This is a genomic window from Thiothrix lacustris DSM 21227, from assembly GCF_000621325.1.
In the GTDB taxonomy this organism is placed as follows: domain Bacteria; phylum Pseudomonadota; class Gammaproteobacteria; order Thiotrichales; family Thiotrichaceae; genus Thiothrix; species Thiothrix lacustris.
Genome location: NZ_JHYQ01000023.1, coordinates 16679 through 32214 on the forward strand (window position 1 = coordinate 16679; position 15536 = coordinate 32214).

Below are 15536 nucleotides of genomic sequence, written 5' to 3' on the forward strand. Positions count from 1 at the left end.
TTAGCCTCCGCGTTTACGCAACATTTCTAACGCCACGTCTTCGATCATGTCTTCTTGCCCACCGACTGTACCGCGCCGCCCCAGTTCGAGCAGAATTTCGCGTGCCGGAACACCGTGTTTTTCCTCGGCACGTTTGGCGTGCAATAAGAACGAGGAATACACACCCGCGTAACCCAGTGTCAGGGCGTTGCGGTTAATGCGTGGCAAGTTCTCACCCATCATCGGCACGGCAACGTCTTCAGCAGCGTCCATTAGTGCATTGACATGGACACCCGTTTCGATGCCATACATATCACACACGGCAGCGAACACTTCCAACGGCGTATTGCCTGCACCTGCACCAAAGCCAGCCACTGAACCGTCAATGCGGGTTGCGCCCGCTTCGACTGCTGCCAAGGAGTTGGCAACACCCATTGCGAGATTGTGATGCCCGTGGAAACCAATTTCGATCTCGTCTGGAAATTCACTACGCAGCAAACCAATCTTTTCCTTCACGTCTTCCGGCAGCATGTGTCCGGCGGAATCCGTCATGTACAGGCAGTTTGCGCCGTAGCCGTACATGAGTTTGGCTTGCTCCAGAATTTTTTCTGGCTTAACCATGTGGCTCATCATCAAAAAGCCCACGGTGTCAAAACCTTGTTTGGCGGCGTATTTGATGTGCTGTTCGGCAACATCCGCTTCGGTGCAATGCGTGGCGACGCGCACTGTGCTAACCCCTAAATCTTCGATAGCTTTCAGATCTTTGATCGTGGAAATGCCGGGAATCAGCAGAATCGACACTTTCGCGTGTTGCAAATGCGGAATCACCGCTTCGAGGTATTCGCGGTCGCTGTGCAAACCAAAACCGTAGTTGACCGATGAACCACCTAAACCATCACCGTGGGTCACTTCGATCAAAGGAACGTGGGCTTTGTCGAGGGCTTGCGACAAGTCCTGCATGTTTTGCAGGGTGAATTGGTGACGGATGGAGTGCATCCCGTCGCGCAACGACATATCGTGCAGGCGGATTTTTTTACCTTTCAAATTCATGTGTCACTCCTTCCTTCAGGCTTTGAGCATTTGTTCGGCGAACATTTCGGCGGTACGCGCAGCAGCGGCGGTCATGATGTCGAGGTTGCCTGCGTATTCCGGCAAGTAATCGCCACGTCCACGCACTTCCACGAACACACTGACACGATTGCCGTCGAATACCGGGCCTTCTTTGACGCGGTAGCCGGGAACGTATTTCTGTACTTCGGCTTCCATCGCCTTGACCGATTCAATGATCGCATCTTGTTGTGGCTCGGTTTCAGTAATGCAATGGATGGTGTCACGCATCATCAGTGGTGGATCAGCCGGGTTAAGGATGATGATGGCTTTGCCTTTGGCAGCGCCGCCAACTTTTTCCACCGCGCTGGAGGTGGTTTCGGTGAATTCGTCGATGTTTTTGCGTGTGCCTGGACCTGCGGAACGTGAGGAGACGGTGGCAACAATTTCGCCGTAACGCACGGGCTGCACGCGGCTGACTGCAAACACCATCGGAATGGTGGCTTGCCCGCCGCACGTCACCATATTGACGTTTTCTTCGCCCTTATCCAGATGATCCAGCAGATTCACGGGCGGCACGCAGAACGGGCCAATCGCGGCGGGTGTCAGGTCAATCACTTTCACGCCTTTTTCGACCAACTTGCGTGAGGTTTCCGCGTGGGCATACGCCGAAGTTGCATCAAAGGCGATTTGAATATTGTCCGCCTCAATGTGCGGTAACAACCCATCCACGCCTTCGTGGGTAGTTTTCAAGCCCATGTCACGCGCCCGCGCCAAACCGTCGGAAGTCGGGTCAATCCCCACCATCCACACGGGTTCGAGCACATCACTGCGTAGCAATTTGTATAACAGATCGGTGCCGATATTGCCGGGGCCGATCAAAGCACAACGTATTTTCATGTTTTCTTTCCCTTCCTAGCCAAACTCTTAGGTAAACCGCACCGCAGTACGCCCGATCCCGCCAATACTCACGCTCATGTAATCGCCCGCTTTCACAGGTTGCAACGGCACCAGTGAGCCGGACAAAATCACTTCGCCCGCTTTCAGCGGTACGCCGAACTTACCCAGCGTATTCGCCAACCACACCACACAACTGACCGGGGAAGAGCCGAGGGCTGCCGCGCCTGCACCGGTAGAAATGACTTGCCCATTGAGTTCCACCACCATGCCGACGGTGGAGAGGTCGAGCTTGCGCGGATCAGCCGCTTGCGAACCGAGCAGGAAATAGCCGCAGGAAGCATTGTCGGCGACGGTATCCTGAATCTTGATTTTCCAGTCCTTAACACGCGAATCGACGATCTCGAAACACGGTACGACGAAATCAGTAGCCCGCAGCACGTCAGTCGCGGTCACGCCGGGGCCAATCAGGTCGTGTTTCAGCACGAAGGCAATTTCACCTTCGGCACGCGGCTGGATCATTCTGGTGGTGAGTGACAGCGGTTCGCTTTCGTCCACCACCATCGCGTCGGTCAGGTAGCCAAAGTCAGGCTGGTGTACGCCGAGCATGTTTTGCACGGCTTTGCTGGTCACGCCGATTTTCTTGCCAATGACTTTTTCGCCGTCGATCTCAATGCGCTTTTGCAGCAAGGCGGACGAAATGGCGTAGGCATCTTCGATGGTGATGTCGGGCGCACGTTCGGTCAGCGGCGCAAGCATTTGCTGGTGACGTAGCGCGTGGTACAGCTCGTCGGCAAAGGTCTGGATTTGTTCTGGTTGTAACATGGAATTTCCTTACAATTTCACGCAGACGTTTTTCAATTCGGTATAAAACTCCAGCGAATGTACGCCGCCTTCCCGCCCGATCCCGGAATGTTTCATGCCGCCGAACGGGGTACGCAGATCACGCAGAAACCATGAGTTCACCCACACAATGCCTGCATCGAGTTGCGCGGCAACGCGGTGGGCGCGGGAAGTGTTTTCTGTCCAAACGGCGGCGGCTAAACCGTACTTGGTGTCGTTGGCCCATGCGACCACTTCATCTTCGCTATCGAAGGGTTGGACATGGCAGCAAGGGCCGAAGATTTCTTCCTTCACCACCGTGGCGGTTTCCGGCAAACCCGTCCAGATGGTGGGTTGTACCCAGTTACCTTCCGCCAGTGCGCCGGGCATTTCAGGCACGCCGCCACCAGTGATGAGGTTTGCGCCTTCTTCGATGGCTTTGGCGTAGTAGGACAGCACTTTCTGCTGGTGTTCCTTGCTGATCAGCGGGCCCATGCTGGTACAGGCATCATCCCATGCCCCCAGTTGCATCCCTTCCGCTGCTTCGGTCAGGCGTGACAGGAATTCGTTGAAAATCGGGCGTTCCACATACACACGCTCAGTACCGAGGCAAACCTGCCCGCAGTTCGCAAATACCGAACGCAGCGTGCCTTCGATGGCTTTATCCATATCGCAATCGGCGAACACGACTGCCGGATTTTTGCCACCCAATTCAAACGAGACGTGGCGAATATGATCGGCGCTGGCTTTGACGATTGCCGCACCGGTACGGGTTTCGCCTGTGAAGGTAATGCCGTTGATGTCAGGATGCGTGGTGAGGAATTCGCCCGCCGAGTTGGGGCCGAAACCGTGGATGACGTTGTAAACACCTTTGGGTACGCCCGCCGCATTCATCACTTCGCCCAGCAAGGTGGTGGTGCGCGGGGTTTCTTCGGAAGGCTTGACCACCACGGTATTGCCGCAGGCCAGCGCCGGGCCGACTTTCCATGTCATCAACAGCAGCGGCAGATTCCACGGGCTAATCACCGCAATCACACCTTTGGGCTTGCGGATGGCGTAGTTCAACGCGCCTTTACCGTCGGGAGTATCCAACATGAAGCTTTCGGTGGGGACGTTCTTGAACAGGTCAGCGAAGACTTTGAAGTTTGCCGCCCCACGTGGAATGTCGATGTGCGACGCCAGCGATTTGGGCTTGCCGGTATCCAGGCATTCGGCTTCGAGGAATTCGTCGAAGCGGGCGTTAATGCCGTCGGCAACCTTGTGCAGGATGGCCATGCGCTCGGCTACCGGCATTTTGCCCCACGGCCCCTTGAGCGCGGCGTTGGCGGCGGCGACAGCCTGATCAACTTCGGCCTTGCCCGCTTCGTGGACAATGCCAAGTTGTTGATTGGTTGCAGGATTGATGTTGGCGAAAGTTTTGCCGGATGCCGAACCGACAAACTCGCCATTGATGAAATGCTTGATCTCTTTCATTGCCAGACTTCCAAGTACTGATGAATGGATCAAGCATACCGTAGTTTTGTCGATATTTAAATATTTTGTCGATATTATTGTGAATCATCCAGATCAGAAGTTTTTGGATGATTTGCTAAAGAAACCGGACTTATTGATATAATATAGATGATCCTTCCCAAACCTGATGAAAGTACCCTCATGACAACCAGTTTGCCGTCTGCCGACCAAGCCCCCAAGACCATGACCGACTATGTGTATGGGCAACTGCGCGAGGATATTATTCAGGGCAAGCTCATACCTGACAGCAAGCTCAAGATTGAGCATTTGCGCGGTGAGTACAAGGTGGGCGCTACCCCGTTGCGTGAGGCTTTGAGTCGTCTGAGTTCGGATGGATTCGTGATTACTGAAGGGCAACGCGGTTTCCGGGTGTCCCCCACGTCTGCCGCTGACCTAGATGATGTGACCGAACTGCGCATTATGCTGGAGCTGAAAGCCCTCAAAAGTAGCCTTCTGCACGGTGGGGATGACTGGGAATCACGGGTGGTCGCCACCTATTACCAGCTCAGCAAGGTAGAGGAACTAGACTTGTTCGAGAATCTGGCGGTATGGGAACAGCGCAACCACGATTTTCACTGGGCGCTGATTTCAGCCTGTACTTCCAAGTGGCTGCTACATTTTTACAATATCCTTTACGACCAACATAAACGCTACCGCAACATTTCGCTGATCGCCAATCTCGGTAAACGCGATGTGCATGACGAACATCAGCGCATCTACGCCGCTGCCTTAGCGCGGGATGTGGAAACCGCTTGCCGTGAAACCGAACAGCACATCCGCCTGACAGCGGGGATTACGCATCAGGTGTTACAGGAACTGGCAAAGGAAAAGACCGCGTGAGCAACACAAATAGCCCCCTTGAACCGGAATCCCCCATTACGGTTGTCATCTCCCGCCGGGTTAAAAAGGGCAACGAGGCCAAATTTGAGGAACTCAGTTCCCGCATGACGGAAACGGCTACCAGCTTCCCCGGTCATCGGGGGGCATTCATGTTGCGCCCCAGTTCCCCTGATGACCCAGAATACCGGATTATCTTCAAGTTCGATACCCAAGAGCATCTGGATCACTGGTTCAGTTCAAACGAGCGGACACAATGCCTCATTGAAATAGAAGTACTGCTGGAAGAACCCAGTGCAGTCACTACCCTGTCGGGGCTTACCACTTGGTTTACCCTACCGGGCAGGAATCCCGTACAGCCACCGCCCAAATACAAGATGACGGTGGTAAGCTGGTTGGCACTGTATCCGACAGTTACCCTGATTTTCTGGCTGTTTGGCGGGCAACTGGCACAAATTCCACTGTTATTGCGTACTTTCCTAGTGACAGCCGTGGTCATGCCGCTGATGGCGTATGTACTGATGCCGCGCTTTACCCGCTGGTTTGCATTCTGGCTGTTCCCCAAGGCACAGAAAAATATCCGCTAACTGACCAATCTGCTTGCCTTTTTCCCACAGGATAGAACGGGGCATATGCTTCATCCCCCTTCGGTAGCTAATGCTATCTTGCCCAGAAGCTTGATCAGTTGTTCTTGCTCTTTCTTGTTCAGTGCGGCATCAAACCGTTTGGTGCTTGCAGCCAGAATGGCGTACATGACTTTTTCTGCCAATTCACAGCCCTGTCCGGTTAAATGGACAAGCTTGCTGCGCTTGTCTTGCATCTGCACCGAGCGACTCACGAGACCACGTGCTTCCAATTGGTAAAGCAATTTGGTCAGCCCCCCAGACGTAACCAGTAATGAGCGTTGCAATTCGGTAGGTGTCAACACATGCGGTGAGGCAGAACGGCGCAAAGTCACCAAAACATCAAATTCAGTCAGACTAAGACCGAATCCCAACAAGCTCTTACTCCCCTCCATCATTTGATGCTCATTCATCCGGTTCAAATAGATGACGAGTGAATGAGCCAGCATATGCGTTTCTGGCCAATATTGTTGGCAAGCAGCCACTATGTCTGCCGTTCTGTAACGGTCATTATTACGCATTCCATCATCCTGACGACTCCATTGAATCCTCATCTTACAATAAAAATAATATCTTGCAAGAAAGATATTATCCTCCTATATTTATCTTTCAAGAAAGATATTTAGAGGCCGTCATTCATGAAATCCCTGTTCCAGCTCAGCAAAACAACCGTTATTTTCCACTGGCTCATTGCCATAGCCATGATATGCAGTGTCATTTTTGGGCTTTATCTGGAAGGCTTGCCGGATGAGCCAGACAAAGTGCCATTGATCAGCATTCATAAATCGGTCGGCATGTTGATACTGTTTGCTGCATCCCTGCGCATCCTGTGGCGTATGCTCGAAGGCTTTTTTCCACCGCTGTCCGCTTCACCTGTCTGGCAGGAACGAGCGGCAAAAGCCCTGCACATTTTCCTGCTGGCTGCCACCATTTTCATGCCCGTATCGGGCATCATGATGTCACTAGGGTCTGGCTATTCGGTTGGCATCTTTGGCCTAGAATTGATCACTGCGGGTGACAAGAATGAAATACTGGCAGAAACTGGGGAAATCATTCACGGTCTGGGTAAAACCTTACTGATTATTGCCGTGCTGATCCATGTGGCTGCCACAATCAAGCATAGCCTTATCAATAAAGACTCCACATTCAAAAGGATGCTGGGTTTTAAAGTCGACTAAAGACCCTGTAAGGCATTTGCAAAGGAAGAAACAAACACAAGTTATAAGCACATTAGTCTCAATAAAAAGTATTATTTTATAAGTAGTTATATGGAGGATAGGTATGCGTCACTTATTAAACAGAACTTTGCTGGCATCGTCAGTCGTACTGGCGCTTGGAACACAACAGGCATTCGCCACCAACGGTATGGTAATGGAGGGCTATGGCCCCCTATCAACCGGGATGGGCGGGGCTGCCTCGGCACTGGATATTGGCACCTCAGGTATGGCTAATAATCCTGCCACGCTCACCATGATGGAAGATGGCGAACAACAGGTGGATGTGGCAATCGGCAACCTGCGCCCGGATGTTTCAACCTCTGCCGGGTCTGCGTCAGCCTCGTCTGGCGGAGACTCTTACCTGATGCCAGCAGCCGGGTATGTCCGCAAGCAGGGCAAACTAAGCTACGGTGTGGGAGTTTTCTCACAAGGCGGGATGGGTACAGAATACGGCGCGAATACTTTTCTGGGCGCAGCAGCCGGGGGTAATGCGCGTTCGGAACTGGGTGTTGGTTCGGTGATTTTGCCAGTGGCGTATGAGGTAAATGACAAGTTGTCAGTCGGTGGGGCACTGGATTATGTCTGGGGTAATCTGGACATGAAACTGGGTATGCCCGTGCTGGACAGTAGCGGGAAGCCGTCGCCAGGCACCTTCGGGGATTTTGCACCTGCGTTTGGCGGCAATCAGGTGCTGGGTTCAGCCAGCGGAACATTGGTAAGCGGGCTGGCAGGCATGGTCACAAGCCCTACCACCACCTCGGCGGCATTTGATTTTTCCGATGACAGTGATTTCAGCGGCAAAACCAGTGGAGCCGGGGTTAGTGCCAAACTGGGGGCAACCTACAAGGTAAACCCAAGGCTGACCGTAGGCGGCAGCTACCGGATGAAAACCGACATGGATGATTTTACCGGTGACGGGAGCATGAAACTGGTTGACCTGACCACTGGTGCAACGGCTGCCACCATTCCCGGCAAATACACCATCAAGGACTTCCAGTTTCCTGCGGCTACCAGCGTAGGAGTGGCATATAAGGCCACTGACAAAACGACAGTCGCTGCTGATGTGAGCCAGATTAATTGGTCAAACAGCATGAAAGATTTCAAGCTGAATTTCACAGCAGATCCATCCTTCGGGGGAGCAACGGCAGATGTTGTCATGAAGCAGGAATGGGATGACCAGACAGTGGTAAAGCTCGGAGTCGCACATGATGTCAGCAATAAACTAACGGTACGAGGTGGACTCAATCTTGCCAAGAATCCGGTACCGGATGCTTACCTGAACCCGTTGTTCCCGGCAATCGTGGAGAACCATGTGACTGGCGGCTTTACTTATGCTGTCAATAAAGCTGGAAAAGTATCTACTTCACTGGCGTATGCGCCGGAAGTCAAGCAGACCAACAGTAATACCGGCCTGACTTCCATCCACTCCCAGACGAATCTGCAATTGATGTATTCCTACGAATTTTAAGGGGGTAGTGTTTCATCGCCGCAGACAGGCTTGCTTACTTTTGTTCACTCCACCCGCCGCCCAATGCCCGGTACAAATCAACACGGGACTGTAACAGCGCAAGGCGGGTATTGATCATTGCCTGCTGGCTTCCCACGTAACTGCGCTGGGCATCCAGACGGGGCAACATGCTGTCAATGCCGGAACGGTAACGCAGGTCTGCGGTGGTGAAATACTGTTTGTTGGCTGCCAAACGACCCGTCTGGTGGATTTGCTGTTTCTGGTAGCCATCAATGGCATTCAGAGCATTAGCCACTTCGGTGAAGGCATTCTGTACTGCCGACTCATACTGCGCCACCGCGATTTTCTGCTGGACTTCAGTAACATCGACCTGACGCCGCAAAGCCCCGCCATTGAATAGCGGCACACTGATTTGCGGGCTGAATAGCCATGTACCCGTTCCCGCATCAAACAAACCCTCAAGGTCTGGACTCAAGGCTCCCCCACTGGCAGTCAGGCGGATGCTGGGAAATAGCGCCGCTTTTGCCACCGTAATATTGGCATTGGCAGCCTGTAACTGATGTTCAGCCGCCAGCAGATCAGGGCGCTGATCCAGCACGCTGGAGGGCAAACCTGCAAGGACTTGCCCGACCTTCAAGGCATTCAAAGTATCGGCTGGTTGGAACCCAGTCGGTAATGGTGTACCCAGCAATTGCGTCAGAGCGTTGCGATCCTGTTCAGCCAGACGTTGATATTGCGCTACCGCCACGAGGACATCCTGCAATGCCCCCTCTGCCTGTGAACGTTCAAGATCAGAGGCTACACCCTCCTGGAAACGCAGGTTCACCAAATCAATGTTACTTTGTTCAATTGCCAGATTGGTTTTGGCCAGTTGTAACTGCTCACGGTCAGCGACCCAAGTGAGATAAGCGTTGACGACATTGGCGACCAGCGACAATCTGGCTGTGCGCTGGTTTTGCACTTCCGCCAGATACTTTTCCAGCGCCTGCCGTTCAAGCCCGCGCACCCGCCCGAACATATCCAGTTCATAAGCCGTTGTACCCAATAATAAGCTGTACTGGCTGGCGGTTGTCGCCTGCCCACTGGTACTGAAACGGGCGGGGGTACGCTGGCGCGTTCCGCCTGCACCCATATCCACCGTGGGCAACAACGCCGCCCGCTGAATCCGGTATTGCGCCTCGTAAGCCATGACATTCAACGTGGCGATACTCAAGTCACGGTTATGATCCAGCGCAGTCTTGACGAGCTGCTGCAAGGCAGCATCAGGAAAAACCTGCTGCCAACCCAATGGTGCTACCTTCCCGGACTGCTGGCTCTGCCAGATATTGACCGAGGGCACATCAGGCCGCTGGTAATTCGACGCTGTAGCGGCACAACCCGCCACCAGCACGACACCAAGTAAAGGGATGAAACGGTAAATCATGACGGGTTCTCCTCCTTGTTAGTCTTGTCAGGCTTGCGCTGTGACAGGCGCATGACCAGCACGTAAAACAGGGGAACAAAGAAAATGGCCAAGAACGTTGCTGACAACATCCCACCCACCACAGCCGTACCTATAGCCTGACGGCTGGCAGCTCCCGCTCCGGTGCTGATCGCCAAGGGCAATACCCCGAAAACGAAGGCCAGCGAGGTCATAATGATCGGGCGCAAGCGCATCCGGGCAGCCCGCAGGGAGGCTTCAACAACACCCACGCCTTCATCCACCAGCGTTTTGGCGAATTCGACGATCAGGATGGCGTTCTTCGCAGACAGGCCGATGGTGGTCAACAAACCTACCTGGAAATACACATCATTGCTGAACCCGCGCACCATGGTCAGCGCTAGTGCGCCCAGTATGCCCAACGGCACGACCATCATGACTGCAAACGGTACCGACCAGCTTTCATACAAGGCCGCCAGAAACAGGAACACCACCATCAGTGAAATGCCATACAGCAGGAGGGTTTGTGCACCACTGGCCTTTTCCTGGAAAGACATCCCCGACCAAGACAAGCCAAAACCACCGGGCAATTTAGCTACCAGTTCCTCAATCGCGTTCATGGCGTCACCCGTGCTTAACCCCGGTGCAGCTTGCCCTTGCAGGTTCAGCGAGGGTGAGCCGTTAAAACGCTCCAGCCGGGGCGAACCATAGTCCCAATGCGTGCTGGCAAAGGCACTGAATGGCACCATGTCGCCCGCCGCATTGCGGACATGCCACTGATCCAGATCTTCCGGCTTCATGCGGTAGGCGGCATCGCCTTGCACAAAAACCTTTTTCACCCGCCCTTCATCAATAAAGTCGTTCACATAGGCGGAACCCCAAGCAGCGCTCAGGGTAGTGTTGACCTCATTGATATTCAAACCGAGCGCACTGAGCTTTTCCTCATCAATATCAATACGGAACACGGCGACATCTTCCATCCCGTTGGGGCGGACAGCGGTCAACCGTGCATCCTGCGCGGCCATGCCCAGCAACTGGTTGCGGGCAGCCATCAGCTTTTCATGCCCCTGATTGCCATAGTCCTGAAGCATGACATCGAAACCGGCAGCCGTGCCCAACTCCGGTATCGGCGGCAGGTTGATGGGAAAAATGGTGGCATCACGAACTTGGCTTAACGCCGCAAATGCCTTGCCCACCATGACGCTGGAATTTTGCGACGGCAACGGACGCTCAGCCCAGTCTTTCAGTTTGACAAACGCCATCCCCATGTTTTGCCCCTGACCAGCAAAACTAAAACCCGCCACCGTAAAGACTGAAGCCACATCTTCCTGTTTCTGGAAATACTTGCTGACTTCCCCTAGCACACCAAGGGTACGTTCCTGCGTTGCACCTGCGGGCAGTTGCACCAGAGTCATGATCACCCCTTGGTCTTCCGTTGGCAGGAAGGAGGTAGGCAAACGCTGGTACATGAAACCCAGCCCCAATAGCAAAACGAGGTAGATGACCATCAGACGGAGAGGGCGCTTGATGACAGCAGACACCCCGCGTTCATACCCCCCCGTTGCCCGACCAAACAGGCGGTTAAACCAGCCAAAAAAGCCTTTACGTTCTTTCTCACTGTGCGTGGGTTGTTTGAGGATCGTGGCGCACAAAGCAGGAGCCAGCACCACCGCCACCACCACCGACAGGATCATGGCTGACACAATCGTAATGGAGAACTGGCGGTAAATGGCCCCGGTCGAGCCACCGAAAAACGCCATAGGGATAAACACTGCCGACAGCACCAACGCAATCCCCACCAGCGCGTTGATAATCTGCCCCATGGATTTGCGGGTAGCCTCACGCGGCGGGAGTTTGTCTTCTTCCATCACGCGCTCAACGTTTTCCACTACCACAATGGCATCATCCACCAGCAAGCCGATGGCCAGCACCATACCAAACATCGTCAGGGTATTGATACTGAAACCAAATGCCGCCAATACACCGAATGTCCCCAGTAATACCACAGGGACAGCAATGGTCGGAATCAGGGTGGCACGCAGGTTGCCGAGGAACAGGTACATCACCAGAAACACTAGTGCCACCGCTTCGATCAGCGTATACACCACTTCCTCAATGGAAAGTTTGACAAACGGCGTGGTATCAAAGGGATATACAATTTCCAGCCCCTTGGGGAAAAACGGTTGCAGATCAGCCAGCTTGGCTTTCACCCGTTTTGCGGTATCCAAGGCATTAGCCCCGGTCGCCAACTGAATGGCAATACCAGTGGCTGGCTGTCCGTTATAGCGTGCATCCGCACCGTAGATTTCCGCACCCCGTTCGATGCGTGCCACGTCTTTCAGGCGTACCTGTGAACCATCCTTGTTGACCTTGAGCAGAATATTGGCAAATTCCTGGGTATTTTCAAAGCGCGTCTGCGCAATGATGGTAGCGTTGAGTTGCTGCCCTTTCGGAGCAGGCAGGCCGCCCAATTGCCCCGCAGACACCTGAGTATTCTGGGTTGAAACGGCGTTAAGCACATCCACAGGCGTCAGGCCGAATGCCGTCAGTTTTTCGGGGTTCATCCAGATACGCATGGCGTATTGGGAACCGAAAAGGCGGATGTTGCCAACCCCGCTGACCCGCGACAGGGGGTCACGCAAGGTGCTGTAGGCATAGTCGGCGAGATCGTAACGGTTCATGCTGCCGTCGCCGGAGACCAACCCCACCACCATCAGGAACGCACTGGAAGATTTGGTGACATTTACCCCCTGCTGTTTGACTGAATTGGGCAACAGCGCTTCTGCCGCCTTCAACTTGTTTTGCACCTGCACCTGGGCAATATCCGGGTCTGTACCGGAAGCAAACGTGAGGGAAACCGTGGCGTTGCCTGAGCTGTCGCTTTGTGAAGACATATACAGCAGGTTGTCCAGCCCAGTCATGCTTTGCTCAATGACCTGAGTAACGCTGTCTTCCAGTGTTTTCGAGGAAGCACCCGGATAATAGGCACTGACGGAAATAGCTGGTGGTGCAATGGTTGGATACTGTTGTATCGGTAACTGGTTAAGCGACAAAATACCCGCCATCATGATCACGAGGGCAATCACCCAAGCGAAAACCGGGCGGTCAATAAAAAAGTTAGCCATGACCTACTCCTGTTTCTGCCCGGTGGTGGGCTTATTGCCACCGCCAGCAGGTTTGCCATCCTCAAGCGGTTGTACCGTATCGCCAACCTTGATTTTTTGCAGACCGGAATAGATCACCCGTTCACCCACTGCAAGGCCGGAACTGACCAGCCACTGATCCCCAATGGTTTGGGAAACGCTAACCTCGCGGCTCTCCACCTTGTTTTCTGCATTGACCACCAAGGCAGAAGCACCGCCATTAGGGGTACGGGTAACGCCCTGTTGGGGAACCAACAACGCATTCTGGAGGGTTTTCGTGGCAAGGCTGGCACGGACGAACATCCCCGGCAACAACTGACCATCCCTGTTTTCAAACAGGACACGGGCATTCAGCATCCCCGTCCCCTCATCCACGCTGGACTCGGAAAACTTGAGTACGCCTTTTTCGGCATAAGCTGTCCCGTCTTCCAAGGTAAGGGTGACTTCCATCTCGGCCTGCTGAGCGGATTTTAGCGCCAGCAACGCATTACGTTTGATGTCCACATACACCGGGGACAATTGGCGGATGGTGGCAAGAGCAGTCGCCTGTTGTACCGATACCAGTGCACCCTCGCTGACACTGGAACGGCTGATAATACCGCTGATCGGGGCAATGATCCGGGTGTAATCCAGATTGATGCGGGCGCTCTGGATCGTAGCCTTGGCAACCTGTATCTGGGCTTCTGACTGTTTCCACGCGGCTTCTGTATCCTCCGCATCCTGCCTGCTGACGGCTGATTGTGCAGCAAGGCTACGGTAACGTTCGGCTTTGTTACGGGTGCTGTCCAGATTCGCCTGAGCCACCGTCAACCCGGCCTTGGCACTTTCCAGCGTAGCCTGATAGGGCGCAGGGTCAACCTGATACAGCAAATCGCCCTTTTTGACGCTACTGCCTTCTTCAAACAAGCGCTTCTGGATAATGCCGCTGATCTGGGGACGCACTTCCGCCTCCCGGAAGGCCGTTACCCGCCCGGAACTGGTTTCTTTCAGTTCAATATCCTTGGCGACCAGTGTCCTGACATCGACCGCCGCCGGAGGGCGGGCAGCACCTACTCCGCTAGGCGCTTGCTGATCTGGCTGGCAGCCCCCCAGAAACAGCAGCAACATCGTGCCAGCGATAGCAGGTGCACGCCGTATGGGTGGTAATTTCATGGCAACCTCCTTGAAAAAGACGGTGAATATCGGGACTGGATCATTTGTCCACCTCACGGAAAAACGGGGTAAGTACGCTCAATATCATCCTCGCCACGTCGGCTGCGGTACGCTCGCCTGCTGCATTCATGGATGTGTAAGGCCGTACTGGAGTCATCTCGAAGTGCTGTTTTGCCATCCCGAAAATCATTTCTGACAGCAAATCCGCATCACAACCCGGTTTCAGTTTTTCCAGCAACTGGGTGAAAGGCTGTTGCACCTTGTTGAAAATAAAGTTGCCCAGAAACGCCAGCCGTTCATCATCCGCATCCAGCATCTCCCGTTGCATGAAGCGGTGAAAGCTGCGGTCTTCCTGGATTTCCGTGGTGATGGCTTCCATGAACCCTTGCAGGCACTGCAATGGCTCCTTGCTGGCTGACATGGCCGTAAACAGGCGAGCGGACTTGTCTTCAAACGTGGCTGAAACTGCTGCGCGGTAGAGCGCATCCTTGTTGTCAAAATGGTTATAAAGCGCTGGTGGGCTGATCCCCACCTCACGGGCAATATCCCGCATGGAAACACCGCTGTAGCCTTTCATTGAGAATAGGGTGATGGCAGTTTCTAGAATGCGTGGTTTGGTCGGGCAAAGTTTCATGGGCATACAAGTTAATTAACGTTCGTTAATACTATCTGATACAGGAAACCTGTCAAGATTTTTGTTACATCCAGCCATTGGCTGCCTTGGATGCTGACAAGCATGAAGTCGGGAAGCGGAACACCCAGAAAATCGAGAGGAAAAACCTCAATTGCTGTCAGTTACAGCATTGAGACGCTCCACCATCCGCACCAAGTCAGGCAGTGTCTTCACCCCTATCTTCTGCATGATGTTGTGACGGTGTACCTTTACCGTCACCTCGGAAACACCGAGTTCGGCAGCAGCCTGCTTGTTAAGCGAACCTTTTACCATATAGGCGACCACCTCTTTTTCCCGACTTGTCAGCAAAGCGTAGCGCCGCCGAATATCGCCGATTTCGCTCTCTTCCTGGTGGGAAGTCTGCGCCTGCGTCAAGGCATCCCGGATGGCGGATAATAGATCGTCATCTCGGAAGGGCTTGGACAAGAATTCAACCGCCCCCTTTTTCATCGCCCACACTGCCATCGGGATGTCCCCATGCCCCGTAATGAAAATAACCGGAATGGAATCGCCAAACTGGGTCAACTGAGCCTGCAAATCCAGCCCACTCAGACCCGGCATACGCACATCCAGCACCAGGCAGGCCACACCGGCATGACGAGGTGCTGCCAGAAATTCTGCTGCCGATGCGTAAGTTTCCACCTGTAATCCTACTGAGCGAATCAGGCTACTGAGCGCCTCCCTGACCGAGAGGTCATCATCCACCACGTACACCCGTTCCCGGCATTCCATGTTATGCATTCCTC

The 15536-nt window shown here is 53.8% G+C and carries 14 protein-coding genes; 4 read left to right on the forward strand and 10 right to left on the reverse strand.

Annotation, left to right across the window (positions count from 1 at the left end; genetic code table 11):
* From dmpG to Q394_RS0111975, 4 genes are read right to left on the reverse strand one after another with little or no spacing between them, the layout of a single operon-like run.
* Nucleotides 1-1029 (reverse strand): 4-hydroxy-2-oxovalerate aldolase, encoded by a 1029-nt coding sequence (dmpG, locus tag Q394_RS0111960; protein WP_028489488.1) that lies wholly within the window; start codon nt 1027-1029, stop codon nt 1-3.
* Between the two features lie 15 nt (nt 1030-1044).
* Nucleotides 1045-1926: an acetaldehyde dehydrogenase (acetylating) gene (locus Q394_RS0111965; protein ID WP_028489489.1), complete on the reverse strand. Its 882-nt coding sequence runs from the start codon at nt 1924-1926 to the stop codon at nt 1045-1047.
* Nucleotides 1927-1953: 27 nt separating this feature from the next.
* Nucleotides 1954-2748, reverse strand: coding sequence for a 2-oxopent-4-enoate hydratase (dmpE, locus tag Q394_RS0111970; RefSeq protein ID WP_028489490.1), 795 nt, complete (start codon nt 2746-2748; stop codon nt 1954-1956).
* A gap of 9 nt (nt 2749-2757) precedes the next feature.
* Nucleotides 2758-4218, reverse strand: coding sequence for a 2-hydroxymuconic semialdehyde dehydrogenase (locus Q394_RS0111975; RefSeq protein WP_028489491.1), 1461 nt, complete (start codon nt 4216-4218; stop codon nt 2758-2760).
* 180 nt (nt 4219-4398) lie between these two features.
* On the opposite strand from Q394_RS0111975, the gene Q394_RS20130 reads away from it, so the two are divergent.
* Both Q394_RS20130 and Q394_RS0111985 read left to right on the forward strand, forming a co-directional pair.
* On the forward strand, nt 4399-5097 hold the full coding sequence (locus Q394_RS20130) for a GntR family transcriptional regulator (RefSeq protein WP_038141412.1): 699 nt from the start codon (nt 4399-4401) through the stop codon (nt 5095-5097).
* On the forward strand, nt 5094-5681 hold the full coding sequence (locus Q394_RS0111985) for an antibiotic biosynthesis monooxygenase (protein ID WP_028489492.1): 588 nt from the start codon (nt 5094-5096) through the stop codon (nt 5679-5681). Before Q394_RS20130 ends, Q394_RS0111985 begins: the two co-directional genes overlap by 4 nt.
* A 50-nt stretch (nt 5682-5731) precedes the next feature.
* Here the strand turns inward: Q394_RS0111985 and Q394_RS20135 are convergent, their stop codons facing one another.
* Nucleotides 5732-6238 (reverse strand): MarR family winged helix-turn-helix transcriptional regulator, encoded by a 507-nt coding sequence (locus Q394_RS20135; protein ID WP_051543362.1) that lies wholly within the window; start codon nt 6236-6238, stop codon nt 5732-5734.
* 117 nt (nt 6239-6355) lie between these two features.
* Here Q394_RS20135 and Q394_RS0111995 point away from each other — a divergent pair, with 117 nt between their 5' ends.
* Together Q394_RS0111995 and Q394_RS0112000 are read left to right on the forward strand one after the other, a co-directional pair.
* Nucleotides 6356-6895, forward strand: coding sequence for a cytochrome b (locus tag Q394_RS0111995; protein WP_028489493.1), 540 nt, complete (start codon nt 6356-6358; stop codon nt 6893-6895).
* A gap of 103 nt (nt 6896-6998) precedes the next feature.
* Complete coding sequence (locus Q394_RS0112000) at nt 6999-8402, forward strand: OmpP1/FadL family transporter (protein ID WP_051543363.1); 1404 nt, start codon at nt 6999-7001, stop codon at nt 8400-8402.
* 34 nt (nt 8403-8436) lie between these two features.
* Here the strand turns inward: Q394_RS0112000 and Q394_RS0112005 are convergent, their stop codons facing one another.
* The 5 genes from Q394_RS0112005 to Q394_RS0112025 form a co-directional block, all read right to left on the reverse strand.
* Complete coding sequence (locus Q394_RS0112005) at nt 8437-9825, reverse strand: efflux transporter outer membrane subunit (RefSeq protein WP_028489495.1); 1389 nt, start codon at nt 9823-9825, stop codon at nt 8437-8439.
* On the reverse strand, nt 9822-12947 hold the full coding sequence (locus tag Q394_RS0112010) for an efflux RND transporter permease subunit (protein WP_028489496.1): 3126 nt from the start codon (nt 12945-12947) through the stop codon (nt 9822-9824). Before Q394_RS0112010 ends, Q394_RS0112005 begins: the two co-directional genes overlap by 4 nt.
* A gap of 3 nt (nt 12948-12950) precedes the next feature.
* Nucleotides 12951-14117 (reverse strand): efflux RND transporter periplasmic adaptor subunit, encoded by a 1167-nt coding sequence (locus Q394_RS0112015; RefSeq protein WP_028489497.1) that lies wholly within the window; start codon nt 14115-14117, stop codon nt 12951-12953.
* A 40-nt stretch (nt 14118-14157) separates the two neighbouring features.
* Complete coding sequence (locus Q394_RS0112020; RefSeq protein ID WP_084260447.1) at nt 14158-14757, reverse strand: TetR/AcrR family transcriptional regulator; 600 nt, start codon at nt 14755-14757, stop codon at nt 14158-14160.
* A 141-nt stretch (nt 14758-14898) separates the two neighbouring features.
* Nucleotides 14899-15522, reverse strand: a complete 624-nt coding sequence (locus Q394_RS0112025) for a response regulator transcription factor (protein ID WP_156946856.1) — start codon at nt 15520-15522, stop codon at nt 14899-14901.
* Nucleotides 15523-15536: the final 14 nt, after the last annotated feature.

What these genes read in the sequence shown, in the direction of transcription:
- dmpG (WP_028489488.1), bottom strand. Translation starts at nt 1,029, where the DNA reads ATGAATTTGAAAGGTAAAAAAATCCGCCTGCACGATATGTCGTTGCGC.
- Q394_RS0111965 (WP_028489489.1), bottom strand. Translation starts at nt 1,926, where the DNA reads ATGAAAATACGTTGTGCTTTGATCGGCCCCGGCAATATCGGCACCGAT.
- dmpE (WP_028489490.1), bottom strand. Translation starts at nt 2,748, where the DNA reads ATGTTACAACCAGAACAAATCCAGACCTTTGCCGACGAGCTGTACCAC.
- Q394_RS0111975 (WP_028489491.1), bottom strand. Translation starts at nt 4,218, where the DNA reads ATGAAAGAGATCAAGCATTTCATCAATGGCGAGTTTGTCGGTTCGGCA.
- Q394_RS20130 (WP_038141412.1), top strand. Translation starts at nt 4,399, where the DNA reads ATGACAACCAGTTTGCCGTCTGCCGACCAAGCCCCCAAGACCATGACC.
- Q394_RS20135 (WP_051543362.1), bottom strand. Translation starts at nt 6,238, where the DNA reads ATGCGTAATAATGACCGTTACAGAACGGCAGACATAGTGGCTGCTTGC.
- Q394_RS0111995 (WP_028489493.1), top strand. Translation starts at nt 6,356, where the DNA reads ATGAAATCCCTGTTCCAGCTCAGCAAAACAACCGTTATTTTCCACTGG.
- Q394_RS0112000 (WP_051543363.1), top strand. Translation starts at nt 6,999, where the DNA reads ATGCGTCACTTATTAAACAGAACTTTGCTGGCATCGTCAGTCGTACTG.
- Q394_RS0112005 (WP_028489495.1), bottom strand. Translation starts at nt 9,825, where the DNA reads ATGATTTACCGTTTCATCCCTTTACTTGGTGTCGTGCTGGTGGCGGGT.
- Q394_RS0112010 (WP_028489496.1), bottom strand. Translation starts at nt 12,947, where the DNA reads ATGGCTAACTTTTTTATTGACCGCCCGGTTTTCGCTTGGGTGATTGCC.
- Q394_RS0112015 (WP_028489497.1), bottom strand. Translation starts at nt 14,117, where the DNA reads ATGAAATTACCACCCATACGGCGTGCACCTGCTATCGCTGGCACGATG.
- Q394_RS0112020 (WP_084260447.1), bottom strand. Translation starts at nt 14,757, where the DNA reads ATGCCCATGAAACTTTGCCCGACCAAACCACGCATTCTAGAAACTGCC.
- Q394_RS0112025 (WP_156946856.1), bottom strand. Translation starts at nt 15,522, where the DNA reads ATGGAATGCCGGGAACGGGTGTACGTGGTGGATGATGACCTCTCGGTC.